10 protein-coding genes are annotated in these 17,308 nt (G+C 70.2%); 6 read left to right on the top strand and 4 right to left on the bottom strand.

Annotation, left to right across the window (positions count from 1 at the left end):
• Positions 1-78 precede the first annotated feature (78 nt).
• Together rpsF and D452_RS0118960 are read right to left on the bottom strand one after the other, a co-directional pair.
• Entirely contained in the window at positions 79-369 is a 291-nt protein-coding gene (rpsF, locus tag D452_RS0118965; protein WP_017545727.1) for a 30S ribosomal protein S6, read from the bottom strand.
• A gap of 271 nt (positions 370-640) precedes the next feature.
• The gene (locus D452_RS0118960) at positions 641-3,505 is read right to left on the bottom strand and encodes a transglycosylase domain-containing protein (protein WP_152498614.1); all 2,865 of its coding nucleotides are present in this window, start codon (positions 3,503-3,505) and stop codon (positions 641-643) included.
• A gap of 857 nt (positions 3,506-4,362) precedes the next feature.
• Between D452_RS0118960 and D452_RS0118950 the strand changes: the two genes are divergently transcribed.
• Positions 4,363-5,433, top strand: a complete 1,071-nt coding sequence (locus D452_RS0118950; protein ID WP_017545724.1) for an inositol-3-phosphate synthase — start codon at positions 4,363-4,365, stop codon at positions 5,431-5,433.
• 256 nt (positions 5,434-5,689) lie between these two features.
• On the opposite strand, the gene D452_RS0118945 is transcribed toward D452_RS0118950, so the two are convergent.
• Entirely contained in the window at positions 5,690-6,232 is a 543-nt protein-coding gene (locus D452_RS0118945; protein ID WP_017545723.1) for a GNAT family N-acetyltransferase, read from the bottom strand.
• Between the two features lie 172 nt (positions 6,233-6,404).
• Here D452_RS0118945 and D452_RS0118940 point away from each other — a divergent pair, with 172 nt between their 5' ends.
• A complete protein-coding gene (locus D452_RS0118940; protein ID WP_017545722.1) occupies positions 6,405-7,142 on the top strand; it encodes a class I SAM-dependent methyltransferase in 738 nt (245 codons plus the stop codon).
• A gap of 31 nt (positions 7,143-7,173) precedes the next feature.
• Here D452_RS0118940 and D452_RS0118935 read toward each other — a convergent pair whose 3' ends face one another.
• A complete protein-coding gene (locus D452_RS0118935; protein WP_026129466.1) occupies positions 7,174-8,697 on the bottom strand; it encodes a CCA tRNA nucleotidyltransferase in 1,524 nt (507 codons plus the stop codon).
• A 343-nt stretch (positions 8,698-9,040) separates the two neighbouring features.
• On the opposite strand from D452_RS0118935, the gene D452_RS0118930 reads away from it, so the two are divergent.
• From D452_RS0118930 to D452_RS0118915, 4 genes are all read left to right on the top strand, one after another.
• A complete protein-coding gene (locus tag D452_RS0118930; protein ID WP_017545720.1) occupies positions 9,041-11,635 on the top strand; it encodes a DUF6049 family protein in 2,595 nt (864 codons plus the stop codon).
• A gap of 80 nt (positions 11,636-11,715) precedes the next feature.
• Complete coding sequence (gene murJ, locus D452_RS0118925) at positions 11,716-13,521, top strand: murein biosynthesis integral membrane protein MurJ (protein WP_017545719.1); 1,806 nt, start codon at positions 11,716-11,718, stop codon at positions 13,519-13,521.
• A 160-nt stretch (positions 13,522-13,681) separates the two neighbouring features.
• Positions 13,682-15,478, top strand: coding sequence for a murein biosynthesis integral membrane protein MurJ (gene murJ, locus D452_RS0118920; RefSeq protein WP_017545717.1), 1,797 nt, complete (start codon positions 13,682-13,684; stop codon positions 15,476-15,478).
• Positions 15,479-15,724: 246 nt separating this feature from the next.
• Positions 15,725-17,296 carry a protein kinase family protein gene (locus tag D452_RS0118915; RefSeq protein ID WP_017545716.1) on the top strand — a complete coding sequence of 524 codons (1,572 nt, stop codon included), beginning with the start codon at positions 15,725-15,727 and terminating at the stop codon, positions 17,294-17,296.
• Positions 17,297-17,308: the final 12 nt, after the last annotated feature.

The raw sequence follows: 17,308 nt of genomic DNA, 5'->3' as shown, positions 1-17,308 counted from the left end.
CATCATCCGCGCCCCTAGAGACAAAACAGTCCTGGGGACAAGAACGGGCGGGGTCAGGGGGTCAGGGCACCGGAGTGCCTAGTGAACCTCGGGACGCAGAACCTTGGTGCGGAGCACGGCCTCGGCGATGCCGAGCTGACGGTCGAGCTCCTTGACCGTCGCGGGCTTGGCGGTCAGGTCGATGACCGCGTAGATGCCCTCGGAGTTCTTGTTGATGTCGTAGGCGAGGCGACGCTTGCCCCAGATCTCCGTCTTCTCGACCGAACCGCCGTCGTTGCGGACGACGCCCAGGAAGTTCTCCAGCGACGGAGCGACGGTGCGCTCGTCGAGGTTGGGGTCGAGGATGACCATGATTTCGTAACGACGCATAAGCGTACGTTCCTCCTCTGGACTGTTGCGGCCATGGAATCTCCATGGCAGGAGGGCAGGAGCCCGGCGTTCCGCCGCCCGGTCCCACCGGGGGCATCGCTCAGGCTCTGAGCCATACGGGAGCCAAGGCTACCAGCAGCGGAGCACCACCGGCGTTGCGCTGCCAGTCGTGCGGGACCCCTGGGTCGTGGTGGGCAACGACTGGGGGCCGGTGCCGAAGGGTCTCCCCTCCGCGCACCGGCCCCCGGCCGTGCCTGCTACTGCGAGCCGATCAGTCCCTGGGCCTGATCAGGCTGTTGTTGCCGCTGGCGTTGGCCTGGTTGCTCTGGTCACTGCCGGGCGGACCGCCGGGGAGGTTCTCCTCCTCGTCGTCACAGTGGTCCGGCCTGCCGATCCAGGCGTCGCACTCGTCCGGGTCCGGGCTCTCCTCGGTGTCACAGCCCGGCTCCCAACCGTGCTCGCACTCGTCCGGCGACGGTTCCGTGTCGCACTCCGGGCTGTTGGGGTCGCACTCCTCCTCGCTCGGACTCTCGCTGGGCTCGTCGCTCGGTTCGTCGGTCTCCTCCGGGGTCTCGCTCGGGGAGGGGGTCGGCAGGAACCGCTGGTCCTCGCCCACCCACTGCGGGGCCGGGAACTGCTGGTGCTCCTGCCCCTCCATGGCGACCTCCATGAAGGCCTTCCACACCATCGCGGAGGTGGTACCGCCGAAGACGTCACCGAACGCCGGACCGAAGTCCAGCGGATCGCTCTGCGCGCGGCTCAGCCCCACCGACGTGGCCAGCTGCGGTGTGTACCCCACGAACCAGGCCGAGACGGCGTCGGAGGAGGTACCGGTCTTGCCCGCCACCGGACGCCCGTCGTCGAGGGCGGCGTTCTTCGCGCCACCCTCCAGGACGGCCTGCTGCATGGCGTAGGTGGCGTCCGCGGCGACCCCCTCGGAGAGGACCTCCGTGCCGCTCTCCAGCTCCGCCTGGTCGTCGGGGGTGACCTCGGTGCCGTCGGCCGTCGTCACCTTGGTGACCATGTGCGCCGGGAAGTGGCGGCCCTGCGCGGCGAAGGTCGCGTAGCCGCTGGCCATGTCGAGCGCGTTCACCTGGTGGGTGCCCAGGGCGACCAGCGGACCGACCTGCGAGGTCTCCTGCCGGTCCGGGTGCACGCCCATCTCCACCGCGAGGTCGTCCACGCGGCTCGGGTCGACCGTGATCGCCAGGTCCACGTAGCTGGTGTTCACCGAGTCAGCGGTGGACTGGATCAGGTCGACCTCGCCGTAGTCCACCTCGCCGGAGTTGATCACCGGGCTGGCCAGCCCGGGGAACTCCAGGCCGCTGTCGCCGTCGAACTGACTGCGCAGACCGATGCCGTCCGACAGGGCGCGGGCCAGCACGTACGGCTTGTACGCCGATCCCGCCTGGGTCTGGTGCACCAGGGAGTTGTTGATCACCGTGGAGACGTCCGGCCCGCCGTTGAAGGCGACGATCTCTCCCGTGCTCGGGTCGACCGCCGTCAACCCGTGCATGGTGTCGTCGGCCGCGCCCTCGGGGAGGACGTCGAAGGCCTCCTCCGCCGCGGTCATCAGGTCGGGGTTCAGGGAGGTCTCGATGACCAGGCCCTTGGTGGCGATGTCCGCGCCGGTGACGTTCGAGCCCGCGTACCGCCGCTCGACCTCGTTGATCACGGCTTGGCGGACGTAGCCCAGCTTAGGGTCGTCCAGGCCGGCCTCGGGCTCGTAGTCGATGATGCTGTCCGGGATCTCGAGCTGCTGGGCCTCGGCCTCGGGCAGGCCGCGCTCGCCGCCGGTGTTGTCGTACATCGCGGCCAGCTGCCGCTGGACGTACGGCCAGCGCTCCTTCTCCAGGTAGTTGGCGGTCCAGGAGTCCGGCTCGGGGTTCTCGAAGTTGCTCGGCATCTGGATGATGATGCCGAGGTAGGCGCCCTCGGCCCGGTCCAGCTCACTCACGCTCTTGCCGAAGTACTCCTGGGCGGCCATCTCGATGCCCGAGGCGCCACGGCCGAAGTAGATCGTGTTGAGGTAGGTCGTGAGGATCTCGTCGGGTTCGAGCTGCTGGCCCAGCTTGATCGAGATGAAGATCTCGCGGATCTTGCGGGTCATCGGCGGCTCGCCGTCGAGCTCGCTGTAGTAGTTACGGGCCATCTGCTGCGTGATGGTGGACCCGCCGCCCGCCTCGCCTCGGGAGAGGATGGCGCGGCCGATGCCCTTGATGTTGATGCCCGGGTCCTCGTAGAAGGTGGCCTGCTCGGCGGCGAGCACACCGTCGATGACCTCCTCCGGGATGTCCTCGCGCTGCACGGCGACACGCTGGACCTCACCGGTGGTGAGCGCGACGTCGCCCTTCTCGGCGTCCCCCTGGACGGCCCACAGGATCTGGGTGGCCGAGGCCTCCTTCTCCGCGTTCCTCTTGAGCTCCCCCTCGTCGGGGGCCATGGCGTACAGCACCGCGAAGGTGGCCACACCGCCGATGATCATGAGCCCGCAGAAGGCCAGCGCGGGTTTCCAGGCCTTGGACAGGAAGCGCTTGAACCAGGGACGGTCGTCGGGTTCGTCCTCACGGGGACGGCGGCGGCCTCCGCCACCGCCCCTGCCGCCGCGTCCGCCCGAGGCCGCGGCGGCACGGGCACCCCGTCCGCCGGAGCGCCGGCCCTCGGAGCGGGCTCCGTGTTCGCGGTCGCGGGGGTCGCGCGGGCCCTCGGAGCGGCGGCGTCCGCCAGCTCGCGGGTCGTCCGGGCGGCGACGGGGGCGGTCACCGTCCTCGGGTCGTCGGGGGCGCTGGCCGTCGGGGCGACGGCGGGGGCGCTCTCCGTCGTCCTCGGGGCGGCGTCGCGGGCCGTCGGGGCGGCGGGGGCGCTCTCCCTCGGCTCGGCGGCGTCCGCCCTCGGGGCGGGGGCGCCCCTCGGAGCGTGCCTCGTCCCCTGGGGGTCGGGCTCTACGGGAGCGCGGAGCGGACCTGTCGTCTCCCTGGAAGCCGTCCTCGGAGTCAGGTCGGCGCCGTCCGCCCGCACGTTCTTCCCGGGGAGGGCCACCGGCCCTGCGCCTTCCGCCGTCGCCGCGCGGACCGTCGTCCGGGCCGTCGGCCCGGCGACGGCCGCCGTCGGCATTCCGTCGTCGTTCGGTACTCACGTGGTCCTCGATTGCCTCTCACGGCCGCTCGGCCTGACGATTCCTTGGTGGAAACGGGGGTCGGTCCCCCTGGGGGATCGGTGATTCGCGACCTGTGATGTGGAGCGGCGCGGTTGGGTGCGGTTGGACCCGGTTCGCCGCTTTGGCCTTCTTTCAAGGCTTGATAAAGAGACGCCCACCCGGGGGTGAAGGTTTTCAACAGGTCGCGAAGACGTTGGCCGCTACTTCCTCCTGATCGTTGGCCTGCGGGAGCGCTTCCCCCGTCGCGTCGGTGCTCTGGGCCGACGTCAACGTCGCCGCGGCTTGGCTTCGCTCGGGGGTTTGAACCGGCTTCGCACGCAAATCAAAAGTCACGTTAGAGCGATCGAACGATATAGCACAACCCACGCGCGAGGGTATCGCGCGCTTTGCAGGGCCTCGTCACCCTCCGCCGGGAACCGCCGGTCCTGGCAGTTCGGCTGCTCGGGGCCGAACTCGGCGCAGCGTGTGACTGCGGTCACCGGAGCGGGAGCGGGTCGGCGCCGTCCGAGTTGGGATGGTTCGTGTGGGATCACGCACGGGATCACGCAGGTCTCCCCCGCACCATGGTCACCGGCGGTCACTCTGTTGTCGCCCAGACCGTTGACCGCCTACATCCTCACCACGAAGCGTGGATAGAGTCAGATCAGAACAAACCAGCCAGACATGGACAGTTCTCCCCGTATTCGACGGCCGTGAGGGGGAACAGAACAGCCGTGCGCGCTGCTGATCACATACGGAATACGACGCAGGATGACGAGCCCCGGACCGCCGTCGGCGCGGGCCCGTCGCCGTGCGCTGTGGAATCCATGTTCGCGGAGAAGAAGGAGCAAGGACCAATGGGTTCGGTACGTGTAGCCGTCGTGGGTGTCGGCAACTGTGCGGCGTCGCTCGTCCAGGGTGTGCACTACTACAAGGACGCCGATCCGGAGTCACGGGTCCCCGGCCTGATGCATGTCCAGTTCGGCCCGTACCACGTGAGCGACATCGAGTTCGTCGCCGCCTTCGACGTGGACGCCAAGAAGGTCGGACACGACCTGGCCGACGCGATCACAGCGAGCGAGAACAACACCGTCAAGATCTGTGACGTCCCGCTGACCGGCGTGACCGTCATGCGCGGCCCGACCTACGACGGTCTGGGCAAGTACTACCGCGAGATCATCCAGGAGTCCCCCGAGGACGCCGTGGACGTGGTCGCCGCGCTCAAGGCCAGCAAGGCCGACGTCCTCGTCTCCTACCTCCCGGTGGGCTCCGACGAGGCCGACAAGTTCTACGCGCAGTGCGCCATCGACGCGGGCGTGGCCTTCGTCAACGCGCTCCCGGTGTTCATCGCCTCCGACCCCGAGTGGGCCGAGAAGTTCACCAAGGCGGGTGTGCCGATCATCGGCGACGACATCAAGTCGCAGATCGGCGCCACCATCACCCACCGGGTGCTGTCCAAGCTGTTCGAGGACCGGGGTGTGATCGTCGACCGCACCTACCAGCTGAACTTCGGCGGCAACATGGACTTCAAGAACATGTTGGAGCGCGAGCGCCTGGAGTCGAAGAAGATCTCCAAGACCCAGTCGGTCACCTCGCAGATCCCCCACGAGCTGAACGCCGGCGCGGTGCACATCGGTCCCTCCGACCACGTGCCGTGGCTGGACGACCGCAAGTGGGCCTACATCCGTCTCGAGGGTCGCGCCTTCGGTGACGTCCCGCTGAACCTGGAGTACAAGCTGGAGGTGTGGGACTCCCCCAACTCCGCCGGGATCATCATCGACGCGGTACGCGCCGCGAAGATCGCCAAGGACCGCGGTATCGGCGGCCCGATCCTGGAGCCCTCCTCCTACTTCATGAAGTCGCCCCCGGAGCAGTACAGCGACGCCGAGGCGCACACCAAGGTGGAGAACTTCATCGCGGGCGAGTAGGTAGCCGGCGACCCGCCCGGGGCCCCTCGGCCCCGGGCGTGTTCTCAGTGACACGTCCAGTCTGTGGGCGTGTCCTTCCTCGTTTACGGCCGGACTGCCCGCGCGCGCTGTCCGGGCCGGTGTCCTCCCACCCTCGGAGTCCCGCGCACCCTGAGGGTTCGCGGCCGGAGTCCGCCCGGCCGGGGCGGGTGCCGGGGTGGACGTGTCGACATCTCCACGAGTCAACGAGTCGGCTGGTCCCGCCCCCTGGCCCGACCTATCCCCCCGCGCCCTGGACCACGGGCTGCTCCTCGGTGGTCTCCCGGTACAGGCGCAGACCCCGCGCCCGGTAGTTGGCGAGGGCGTGGTCCCCGTCCAGGGAACAGGTGTGCAGCCACACCCTGCGGGTGGCGTCGCGGTCCGGTCGACGGGTGCCCAGGTCCCACGCACGGCGCAGGGCCTCGGTGAGCATGTGCCCGCCCAGTCCCCGACCGAGGAAACCGGGCAGGAGGCCGAAGTAGACGACCTCCACCGCTCCCTCGGGCTGGGCCTCCAGTTCGGCGTAGCCCGCTGGCGTGCCCCGGTCGTACAGGACCCAGGTCTCCACGTTCGGGTCCGCCACCCGGTCGCTCCACTCGCCCGTGCTCCAGGGGGCGCGGTCGATCCACTGGTACTCGCCGCCGACCGTCGCGTAGAGGAACCGGGAGAACTCGGGGCTGGGCACCTCCGCGCGGACGAAGCGCACGAGGCCCTCCGGTTCGCGGCCGGGCCTGAGCTCGGCGGGGTCGGTCGACTCCAGGTACCAGGTGGTGATCGTCATCGCGCCATCCTCGCACCGGAGGTCCCGCCCCGGTGTCGTGGGTCCTTCCGGGAAAGGAGGAGGTCAGGCCCCGTGACCACGAGTCGACAAGTCGCCATCTCTATGAGTAGTCAAAAAATCACTTAAAGTAGTGCCTTCGCAGGCATTCGCGCACGAGCAGGGGATGGTGGCAATGAGCGGCGGCTTCGGACCGGGCGGTCCATCGAACGGGTTCGGCAACGGGTCCGGGAACAGAGGGGTCGCCAAACGGATCGGGGCGGTCACCCGCCAACTACCCGTCCGCGGCGACCGGCTCCTCGACGTGGGCTGCGGCGACGGCGCGCACACCGTCGGACTCGCCGCGGGCTACGTGCGGGTGGACGCCATCGACACCGACCCCGCGCTGCTCGACGAACTCACCGGACGCATCGCGGGGACGAGCCTGGAGGACCGCGTGGGGGTGCACAAGATGGCCCCCGACTCCCTGGCCTTCGACACCAACACCTTCGACCGGGTCACCGCTTTCGACGTGCTCGAGCACCTCGACGACCTCGACGACGCCCTCAGCGAGATCCACCGGGTGCTCAGGCCCGGCGGCGCGCTGTCCGTGACCACGTCCAACCGCTGGTTCCCCTTCGAGACGCACGGGGTCCTCTGGGGCGAACGACGGCGCTCCGCCCTCACCGCCCCGTTCCTGCCCTGGGTCCGGCCCCTGCACGTGCGGATGTCCGACACGCGGTCCTTCAGCAGCCAGGAACTGGGACGCCTGCTGCGCGGCCACGGGCTCCGCGTACGCGCGATCGACTACCTCATGCCGTCCCTCGACCGCCGCCCCCCGGCCGCGCGCGGTGTCTCGGACACCCTGGAGGGCACTCCGCTCCGGGTGTTCGGCGCGGGGATGGCGGTCACGGCGGTCAAGCCCGGGCTCTGAGCGGCGCCTCCGGTGCCACGCCCCGTGCGGTCTACCCGTCCTGGCGGCCGTCCTGTTCCAGGTGGTCGGCCGCCCAGGAGCGCAGCTCCTCGACGACCTTCTCCTTCTCCATGGGGCCGTTCTCCAGGCGCAGCTCCAGGAGGTACCGGTAGGCCTTGCCCACCAGCGGACCGGGCTTCACACCCAGGATCTCCTGGATCTCGTTGCCGTCCAGGTCCGGGCGGATCCGGTCCAGCTCCTCCTGCTCGGCCAGTTCGGAGATGCGACGCTCGATGTCGTCATAGGAACGCGCGAGCGCGACGGCCTTGCGCCGGTTGCGGGTGGTGCAGTCGGCCCTGGTCAGGATGTGCAGGCGCTCCAGCTGGTCGCCGGCGTCCCGGGCGTACCGGCGCACCGCCGAGTCCGTCCACTCGCCCCGGCCGTAGCCGTGGAACCGCAGGTGCAGCGCGACCAGCGTGCTCACCTGGGAGACCACGTCCTTGGAGAACCGCAGCGCCGACAGCCGCTTGCGGGTCATGGAGGCGCCCACCACCTCGTGGTGGTGGAAGGTCACCCGGTTGCCGCCCTCGAAGGCGCGGGTCCGGGGCTTGCCGATGTCGTGCAGCAGGGCGGACAGGCGCAGTACGAGGTCGGGTCCGTGCCCGCGCCGGCGCTCCAGGTCCATGGCCTGGTCCAGGACGGTGAGCGAGTGCTCGTAGACGTCCTTGTGCCGGTGGTGCTCGTCGATCTCCAGCCGCATCTTGGGGATCTCGGGCATGACGTGCTCGGCGATGCCCAGGTCCACCATGAGTTCGATCCCCCGGCGCGGGTCCGGGCTGAGCATGAGCTTGGTGAGTTCGTCCCGGACGCGCTCGGCCGAGACGATGGACAGCCGGTCCGCCATGCCCCGGGCGGCCTCGGCCACCTCGGGCGCCAGAGAGAACCCGAGCTGCGCGGCGAAGCGGACCGCGCGCATGATGCGCAGCGGGTCGTCGCTGAAGGAGTCCTCCGGACGGCCCGGGGTCCGCAGCACCTTGGCCCTGAGGTCGGCGAGCCCGCCGAAGGGGTCCACGAACTCGCGGCTGGGCAGGTGCACCGCCATCGCGTTGACGGTGAAGTCACGGCGCAGCAGGTCGTCGTGGATGTTCGTCCCGTAGGCCACCTCGGGCTTGCGGGACTTGGGCGAGTAGGCCTCGCTGCGGTAGGTGGTGATCTCCAGCTGGAGGCCGCGCTTGCGCAGGCCGACGGTGCCGAACTCGATGCCGACGGTCCACACGGAGTCGGCCCAGCCGTCGATGAGTTCGAGGACGCGCTGGGGAACCGCGTCGGTGGTGAGGTCCACGTCGTTGGAGTCGCGTCCCAGGAGCGCGTCGCGGACCGGGCCACCGACGATGGCGAGCTGCTGGCCCTGGGCGTCGAAACGGTCGCCGAGCTCGTCTGCGACGGGTTGGATCGAGTCGACCAACGCGGCGACCGCCGCTCGCTGCGCACCGCTGAGTTCACCCGCGGGCGGGCTCACCTCTGCGGACGGGTTCTGGGCGGCGTCGTTCTCACGCGAAGGCTCTGTGTTCGGCACACCACGCAGGTTAGGCGGCCGCACGGGGTGTCCGCGAATCCGTTTGGTACCCCCGAGTGCCTGTGGCGGCCCTGGTGTCGGGCCCCGGTGGATGAAAGGGTGGGCCGATCACGTCCCCGAACAACGGTCCGCGTCAGAACCGGGGTTCGGGGAACGCGGTATCTTCGGGTGGAGTGGTGGCACGTCACGGTCAGTCCGAGGCCACCAGCCCCGCTTGGGCCGAGCGAGCCGCGCGGGCACCCCGACCGACCCCGCCCCACCTTCCGTATCCCTGGCGGGACGGACACCTGGACCCGAATCAGGAAACCAAGCGTTGCGTCGAACTGCTTCCGCGGCCGCGGTCATGGCCATGACCGCCGCTCTGCTTCCGATACCGGCCACCCTCTCTCCCGCGTCGGCCGAGCCCGACGAGGAGGGTTCGGCCGCCCCGCTCGTCGTGGACCGGATCACTCCGGACTCCGTGGACGAGGACAGCACCCTGCGTGTGGCGGGCGAGGTGACCAACACCACCGGGGAGACTGTCGAGGACGTCACCGTCCGCATGCGCTACTCCCGGCACCCCTTCACCTCGCGCGACGAGCTGGACGACTTCGCCACCGGCGAGGACTGGCAGCCCAGCGCCTCCGGGCCCGACGAGGAGTTCGAGGGGGAGCTGGAACCGGACGGCACCCTGGAGTACTCGCTGAGCACCCCCGCCGACGACCTGGGTCTGACCTCCTACGGGGTGTACCCCATGGTCATCGAGGCGGTGGACGGCGACGGCGCCACCCTCGGTTCGCAGTACACCTTCCTCCCCTACACCGGTGACGACGACGTCCCCGCCCTGGACCTGGCCTGGGTCTGGCCGCTGATGGACTCGCCCCAGCGCGCCGACGACGACACCTTCCTCGACGACGGACTCCACGGCTCGGTCGGCGCCGACGGGCGTCTCGGACGGCTCCTGGAGTCCGGCGCGCAGGTGCCCCTGTCCTTCGAGGCCGGGGATGAGGACCTCGTCGAGGAGCTCGGACTGGAGGAGGACGAGGAGGACCCGGACGAGAGCTCCCCGACCGCTGGCGAGGAGGTCACCGCCGAGGAGAGCGCCGACTCGGTCTCCCCCGAGGCCACCGAGGAGGGCGCCGACGAGGATGAGGCCCCCTCGGACGCCCCCGACGAGGGAGACGAGGGCGACGAGACCCCGTCGCGCACCGAGGGCATCCCGGTGACCTGGTCCGTCGACCCCGGCACGCTCGACGACATCCTGCGCATGGCCTCGGCCGACCACGAGGTCCTGGAGAGCGCGTTGGACGACCCGGCCAAGGAGCCGGGCCGCCGTGACCAGCCCGCGGATCCGGCCGCCCAGGTGTGGCTGCGTGAGGCCCGCTCGGTCCTGGCCGCCGACACGGTCGTGGCCTCCCCCTACGCCAGCGCCGACCTGGTCGCGCTCCTCCTCAACGACATGGAGGGGGACGCCGAGGCCTCGCTGCGGCTCGGCCAGGAGTCCGTGGCCCGGGCGCTCGAACTGGAGGCGGACGACCGGTTCGCGGTGCCTCCGGGGGGGCTCATGGACGAGCGCGTCCAGGATCTGTACACCGAGCACGGGGCCCAGCGCTTCCTGCTGTCCGAGGAGGGGCTCCCGCCGGCCTCCTGGGTCTCCACGACCCCTGGCGCCCAGGCCCCCCTCCCCGCCAGCGGCGACGAGGCGGAGGGTGAGGAGCCCTACGCCCTGGTCAGCGACTCCGGCCTGACCGACGTTCTCTCGATGCCCTCGTGGGAGCGGGGGGAGTCCGCGCTGGCCCTCCAGCGCTTCGCGGCGGAGACCGCGATGATCGCCGGGGAGAGCGGGGAGGACGACCGCGTGGTCGTCGCCGCCCCCGAACCCGGCTGGGACCCCAGCCCCGAGTTCGCCTCGGGCGTGCTGAGCGCCACGGACGACCTGCCCTGGCTCTCCCCCGAACGGCTGGACCGGGTCGAACTCCCCGACTCCAAGGACCGGGAGGAGACCCGCCAGGACCTGGACTACCCGGACGACGCCTACGCTGACGGGCTCAGCTCCACCTACCTCGGCCAGGTCGAGGACGTCAGCCGGGACGTGCGCCTGTTCAACAGCATCCTGGTCGGTGACAGCGACCCCTTCCGCCCCGCCCTGGTACGCCTGGAGTCGGTGCACTGGCGGGACCGTGAGGCCCTGGCCGGAGCCACCCGCACCCTGGTGGTCAAGTCGGTCCAGAGCCGCAGGGAGGACGTGCGCGTCATCCCGGGCGAGCCGGTCACCCTGGCCAGCAGCACCGGGACCACCGGCGTGCTCGTCGCCAACGACCTCCAGGACGAGACCGTCCACGTGTACCTGTCCCTGTACTCGGAGAACTCCGAGCGGCTGAGCGTCGGCGAGTACACACACCACTTCGAGATCGACCCCGGCGCCAAGACCACGGTCTACGTCCCGTTGTCGGCCCGGATCAACGGCAGCACGAACGTGCACGTCAGCCTCCAGAACGCCGACGGCGAGCCGATCAGTTCGCAGGACACGCTGATCCAGGTGAACGCCACCGGCCTGGGCACACAGGCGCTGCTGATCAGCGGGATCGGCCTGCTGATCCTGATCGCGGCGCTGGCGCCCCGTGCGCTGCGCAAGTGGGCCCGCAAGCAGACGGCCAGGGCCGGGGCCGCCGGGACCGCTGCGGCCGGGGACGGGCCGCAGGACGGCGAGGGGCCCGCCGCCGAGACCGGGGGATCCGCCGGGTCCGAGGTCTCCGGCGAGCCCCGGGACGCCAGCGGAGCGGCCGCCACCGGTGAGACCGGGGCCGGCTCGTCCGAGGACGCCAAGGAGGCCGGGGACACCGCTCCGGACGCCTCCGCCAGCAAGGAGCCGGACGACGGCGTCCCGGCGGACGACGGCGCCACGGACGACACCCCCCCGGCCAAGGACGACCCGGACGACAGCGGCGCCGGAAAGTGACCGCCACACCCTGATCCGCGGCGCCGTCCCCAGGCGCCGCGGCCCGAACCCTCCCCAGACGAAAGGAACCCTGATCCACGGTGGTCACCGACTCCCCGAACGGCGACGAACAGTCCCCCCGTTACACGCCCAAACACAGCAAGCTCCCCCACGAGGGCGCCATGCCCGGTGACAGCGCCGTACGCCCCACTGGTGGGCCCACCCCCTCCTACGAGGAGGGCGAGCTCCCCGAAGCCGAGGCGCCCGCGCAGCAGGAGGACTCCGGCTCCGGCGGCATGATGCGTTCCAGCATGATCATGGCCGTGGGCACCATGGCCTCCCGCATCACCGGATTCGCCCGCACCATCGTGCTCGCCGCCGCCATCGGCACCCACCTGCTCGGTGACGCCTACCACACGGCGCACACGATCCCCTTCATCCTGAACGACCTGCTCATCGGCGGCCTGATGGCCTCCGTGGTCATCCCGTTCCTGGTCAAGCGGCGCAAGCGCGACGCCGACGGCGGCAAGGCAACCGAGGACCGCCTGTTCACGTCCATGGTGCTGGCGCTGCTGCTGGTGACCGCGGTCGCGATCCTGGCCGCCGAGGCCCTCATCTGGCTGTACGGCTCCCGGTTCACCCCGTTGCAGTTCGAGGCGTCGGTCTACCTGGCCCGCTTCCTGCTCTCCCAGATCTTCTTCGTGGGCCTGAGCGGCCTGCTGAGCGCCATGCTCAACACGCGCGGCAAGTTCGGCGCGGCGGTCTGGGCACCGGTGCTCAACAACTTCGTCATCATGGGCGTCGCCGCGATGTTCCTGGTCGTGGCGGGCCCGGGCCGCACCCCGGAGAACGTCTCCACCGGCGAGCTCACCCTGCTGGGCGCGGGCACCGCCGCGGGCATGGCGCTCCAGGCCCTGGTGCTCTTCGTCGCCCTGACGCGGACCGGCTACCGCTGGCGGCCCCGCCTGGACCTGCGCGGCTCCGGGCTCGGCGAGGCGCTGCGTACCGCCGGGTGGATGATGCTCTACACCCTCCTGACCCAGGCGGGCCTGTGGATCACCACCAACATCGCCAACGCCGCCAACGTGGCCAGCATCGAGCAGGGGCTGGACGTCGGCGCCGGTATCAGCGCCTACAACCTCGCGTACCAGCTCTTCCAGCTGCCCTACGCGATCATCGCGGTCTCGCTGATCACCGTCCTGCTGCCCCGCATGAGCGCGCACGCCGACGACCACGACTGGGACTCCGTCCGCTCCGACTTCTCCCGCACGCTGCGGATCTCCGCGTTCGTGCTCGTCCCCGTCGCCTTCGCGGTGGCGATGTTCGCCGATCCGCTGTCGATCCTGGCGTTCGCCCGGGGCTCGGTGTCGGTCGCCGACGCGTCCGCCATCGGCCAGATCCTCGCCGTGATGTCGCTCGGCCTGCTCCCGTTCACGGTGTTCCAGCTCATGCTGCGCGTGTTCTTCGCCATGGGCGACACCCGCACCCCGGCCCTGATCGGTCTGGCCAACCTCGCCGTCCACAGCGGTCTGGCCCTGGTCGCCTACCTTCTGCTGCCGCCGAACCTGGTGGTCGTCGGCGTCGCCGCGGGCTTCATGATCTCGTTCCTCTCGGGCCTGACCATCGCCGGCCAGATCCTCAGCCGCCGCATCGGGGGACTTGACGGAAAGCACGTGATTGGAACATTGTTGCGGCTGCACCTGGCCGTCGTTCCCAGCATCGCGGCGGGCTTCGGTGTGCTCTGGTTCTTCGAGACGCGGATCGGCCCCGGTCTGGCCACCTACATCGGCGCTCCCCTCGCGGGCTGTGTCGTCGGTGCCCTGCTCTTCCTGGTCTCCGCCCGAGTGCTGCGCGTCCCCGAGCTGAGCGCCGCCGTGGAACTCATCCGCGGCCGCCTGCGTCGTTAGATGCCGTGACCCCTTCCGGCCCCGACCCCGCCGGAGACCCCAGCCACAAGAGTCAGAAGAAGAGGACCACCCCACGGTGTCCAGCGATCACCCCCGTCAGTACGCCGACGGTCCGGAGCCCGGTCCAGAGGAAATCCGCGAGGGCCCGTCCCGCCATCACATGGTGATGCCCGAGGACGTGCTCGACGCCTATGAGCGGGCCGAACCCGACAGCGAGCCGGAGACCGGGCTGAGGACGCTCCGGGACCCGAGCGAGATCGGTGACGTCGGTACCGCGGACCGCGCGGGTCTGGAGGACGGCGACGAGATCGGTGGTGCCACGCACACCGGTCCGGGCAACATCGCCAAGTCGACGGCGATCATGGCGGTCGGCACCATCGCCTCCCGGGTGACGGGGTTCGTCCGCACCATCGTCCTCGCGGCGGCGATCGGCACCCAGATGCTGGGCGACGCCTACCAGACCGCCGGCATGGTGCCGTACATGATCTACGACCTGCTCATCGGCGGGTTGCTGGCCAGCGTGTTCGTGCCGTTCCTGGTCAAGCGGCGCAAGCTGGACGAGGACGGCGGTGACAGGACGGAGCAGCGTCTGGTCACCCTGATGCTGCTCGCGCTGTTCGCGCTGACCCTGGTGTCGGTGCTGATCGCCGAGTGGTTCATCCGGATCTACGCGGGCGGGTTCAGCGGGGCGCAGTACGAGGTCTCCGTCGTCCTCGCCCGCTACCTGGTACTCCAGATCTTCTTCATCGGCGCCAGCGGCCTGGCCAGCGCGATGCTGAACGCGCGGAACAAGTTCGGCGCCCCCATGTGGGCCCCGGTGCTGAACAACGTGGTCATCATCGGCATCTGCCTGTGGTTCCTGTCCCTGGCCGGTCCCGGCCGGACGCCGGACACCATCACCGCCAGCGAGCTCGCGCTGCTGGGCCTGGGCACCGCCGTCGGCCAGGTCGTCCAGGCCGCCGTCCTGGTCTGGGCGCTCGCCGCCGCGGGCTTCCGCTGGCGGCCCCGCCTGGACCTGCGCGGTTCCGGGCTCGGCGAGGCGGCCAGTGCCGCGTCGTGGATGATGCTCTACATCGTCGTCGCCCAGGTGGGCGCGCTCGTCTCGACCAACGTCGCCACGCGCGCCGGTTCGATGGCGGCCGACCTCGGCTACGAGACCGGTTCGGGCATCGCGGCGTACAAGTTCGCGTCGATGCTGTTCCAGCTCCCGTACGCGATCATCGCGGTCTCGGTGATCACGGCCCTTCTGCCTCGTATGAGCGAGCACGTCGCGGCCGGGCGCAAGGACCAGGTGCGCAGCGACTTCTCCCGGGGCTTCCGGCTCTCGTCGGTCCTGATCGTGCCCATCGCGGTGGCGATGATCGTCTTCGCCGTGCCGTTCTGCGTGATGATCTACGCGCAGGGCAGCACCAGCGCCGAGGACGCGGCCGCGATCGGTCGCATCCTCATGGTCTTCTGCGTGATGTTGATCCCCTTCACGCTGTTCCAGCTCCAGATGCGCGTGTTCTACGCGCTGGGTGACACGCGCACCCCGGCCCTGGTGTCGATCCCCTCCGAGGCCGCCCACGCCGTCACCGCGATCAGCCTGCTGTACTTCATGGCGGACAGCCCGCAGCACATCGTCGTGTGGCTGCCCGTGCCCTACGGTCTCTACTACGTCGTGGGTTCGGTCATCATGTGGTACCTCCTCAACAGGAGGCTGAACGGGCTCGACGGCCGCAGGACCGCGGCGACCCTGTTCAAGCTGCACGTGGCCACGGTTCCGGCGGCCGCGTTCGGCGTCCTGATGATCTTCGCCCTCAACGGTCTGCCGGGCGACGTGTGGCCCGCCCTCGCGTCGATGGTGGCCGGAGGACTGGTCGGTGCCGTACTGTTCGTGGTTGCCGCCAAGTTCCTCAATGTGACTGAAGTCACAGCGTTCCTTGATTTGGTCAGAACACGGCTACGACGCCGCTGATCACCTGGAATGGATGACGTTGGGTGGTCGCGCCCGGGTACGCCCCGGAAGATGCGTGACCATCCTGTGTCCTCCAAAGAGGCTGTTCACGCGTCCTAGCATGGACAGACACCGCTTTACCGCCAGAGCATCGTTTATCCGAGCTGCCCGAAGGGAGGCTGGGGACAGCCGACAGCGCCGGACCCCCGCGCGTGCGCCCGTGACGGCGCCACGCGATCCACGGCACTGTCACCCGTCACTCCCATCATGAGCACCTTCCTGATCGAACCCGGGGCGAAGCTGGCCAACCGCTACCGACTCGACACCGTGGTGAGCGAGACCGGTGGCGCGACCCGTTGGAAGGCCACCGACGAGACGCTCGCGCGCCCCGTCGCGGTCTGGACCTTCGCAGAGGGTTTCCCCCGCACGTCCGAGGTGGTGCGCGCCGCCCGGGCCACGAGCCGTATCCCGGACGCCCGCGTCACCCAGGTCTTCGACGCCGACGACACCACCCCCGTCCCCTACGTCGTCGAGGAGTGGGTCATCGGCTCCTCCCTCGCCGAGCTCCTCGCCCAGGGTCCGATGGAACCCGAGCGCGCCGCCGGCCTGGTGGCCGAGGCCGCCGAGGCCATCGCCGCCGCGCACGCCGGCGGACTGCACCACCTGTGCCTGACACCCGGCAAGCTCATGTGGAGCAGCGGTGGAGCGGTCAAGGTCACCGGTATCGGCGTGGACGCCGCGCTGCTGGGGAACAACGTCCCCCAGCCCGCAGCCGTCGACGCCCAGGGACTGGGCAACCTGCTCTACGCGGCCCTCACCGGGTACTGGCCCGGCGGCCCGCAGAGCGGCCTGCCCGGCGCCCCCCAGGGCCCCATGGGCCCCTACCCGCCCGGCCAGCTCAGACAGGGCGTGGGCGAACCCCTGGCCTCCATCACCACCCGGGCGGCCCTGCCGCAGCTGGTGGGACAGATGGTGCCCGGCCCGGCCATCACCAGCCCGGCCGACTTCTGCGCCGCCATGGCCGAGGTCCCCCGCCTCATCCCGCTGCCGGTCTCCCCGGCGGAGTCCGCGCCCCCCGAGCCCGGGACCTCCCGGCGCACGGGCGAGTTCGACGCCACCAACAACCAGCGCCGCACCAGCCGTACCTCCTCCGCTCCGGCCCGCGGCAGTGCCCGTCCGGCGCCCTCCCGCATGGACCAGAGGGCGGCGACCTCCCGTGAGGGGGGTCTGTCCACCAAGCGCGTCCTGATCGGCGCGATGGCGGTGGTGCTGTTCGTGGCGGTCGTCGTCGGCGCCTGGTCGTTCGGGTCGATGATGAACTCCGGCACGGACGGTGAGGCCGACCCCAGCGTCAGCGCGACCGAGGACACCCCGGACGACACGGACCTCACTGTCCTCGACATCACCGGGTCCGACGGGTTCGATCCGCTCGGCGACCACTCCGAGCACGGGCAGAACGCTCCCCTGGCCCACGACGGCGACCCCGGCACGGCCTGGAACACCGAGGGCTACAACGACCCGATGGGCACCGAGAAGTCCGGTGTCGGTCTGATCCTGGACCTCGGTGCGAGCCAGGAAGTGCACGAGGTCGACCTGACCCTGCCGCAGCAGGACTACGGGGTGCAGATTCGGGTCGGCGACAGCGACTCCGTCTCCGACGACGCCAGCCTGGACGCCAACCTTCCCGCCGCCTGGGAGGGCCAGGTCAGCGGTGAGCAGACCATCACCCTGGACGAGGCCGCCACCGGCCAGTTCGTCCTGATCTGGTTCACCGACCTGCCCTCGGACGACGGACGCTTCCGTGGGACCATTAACGAGGTCGAGGTTCGCGGGACCTAGTTCTACTTTGTG

Origin of the sequence: Nocardiopsis prasina DSM 43845, assembly GCF_000341265.1 — a bacterium.
In the GTDB taxonomy this organism is placed as follows: Bacteria; Actinomycetota; Actinomycetes; order Streptosporangiales; family Streptosporangiaceae; genus Nocardiopsis; species Nocardiopsis prasina.
This window is presented reverse-complemented; position numbering and strand designations above follow the sequence as displayed.

What these genes read in the sequence shown, in the direction of transcription:
- rpsF (WP_017545727.1), bottom strand. Translation starts at nt 369, where the DNA reads ATGCGTCGTTACGAAATCATGGTCATCCTCGACCCCAACCTCGACGAG.
- D452_RS0118950 (WP_017545724.1), top strand. Translation starts at nt 4,363, where the DNA reads ATGGGTTCGGTACGTGTAGCCGTCGTGGGTGTCGGCAACTGTGCGGCG.
- D452_RS0118945 (WP_017545723.1), bottom strand. Translation starts at nt 6,232, where the DNA reads ATGACGATCACCACCTGGTACCTGGAGTCGACCGACCCCGCCGAGCTC.
- D452_RS0118940 (WP_017545722.1), top strand. Translation starts at nt 6,405, where the DNA reads ATGAGCGGCGGCTTCGGACCGGGCGGTCCATCGAACGGGTTCGGCAAC.
- D452_RS0118930 (WP_017545720.1), top strand. Translation starts at nt 9,041, where the DNA reads ATGGCCATGACCGCCGCTCTGCTTCCGATACCGGCCACCCTCTCTCCC.
- murJ (WP_017545717.1), top strand. Translation starts at nt 13,682, where the DNA reads ATGGTGATGCCCGAGGACGTGCTCGACGCCTATGAGCGGGCCGAACCC.
- D452_RS0118915 (WP_017545716.1), top strand. Translation starts at nt 15,725, where the DNA reads ATGAGCACCTTCCTGATCGAACCCGGGGCGAAGCTGGCCAACCGCTAC.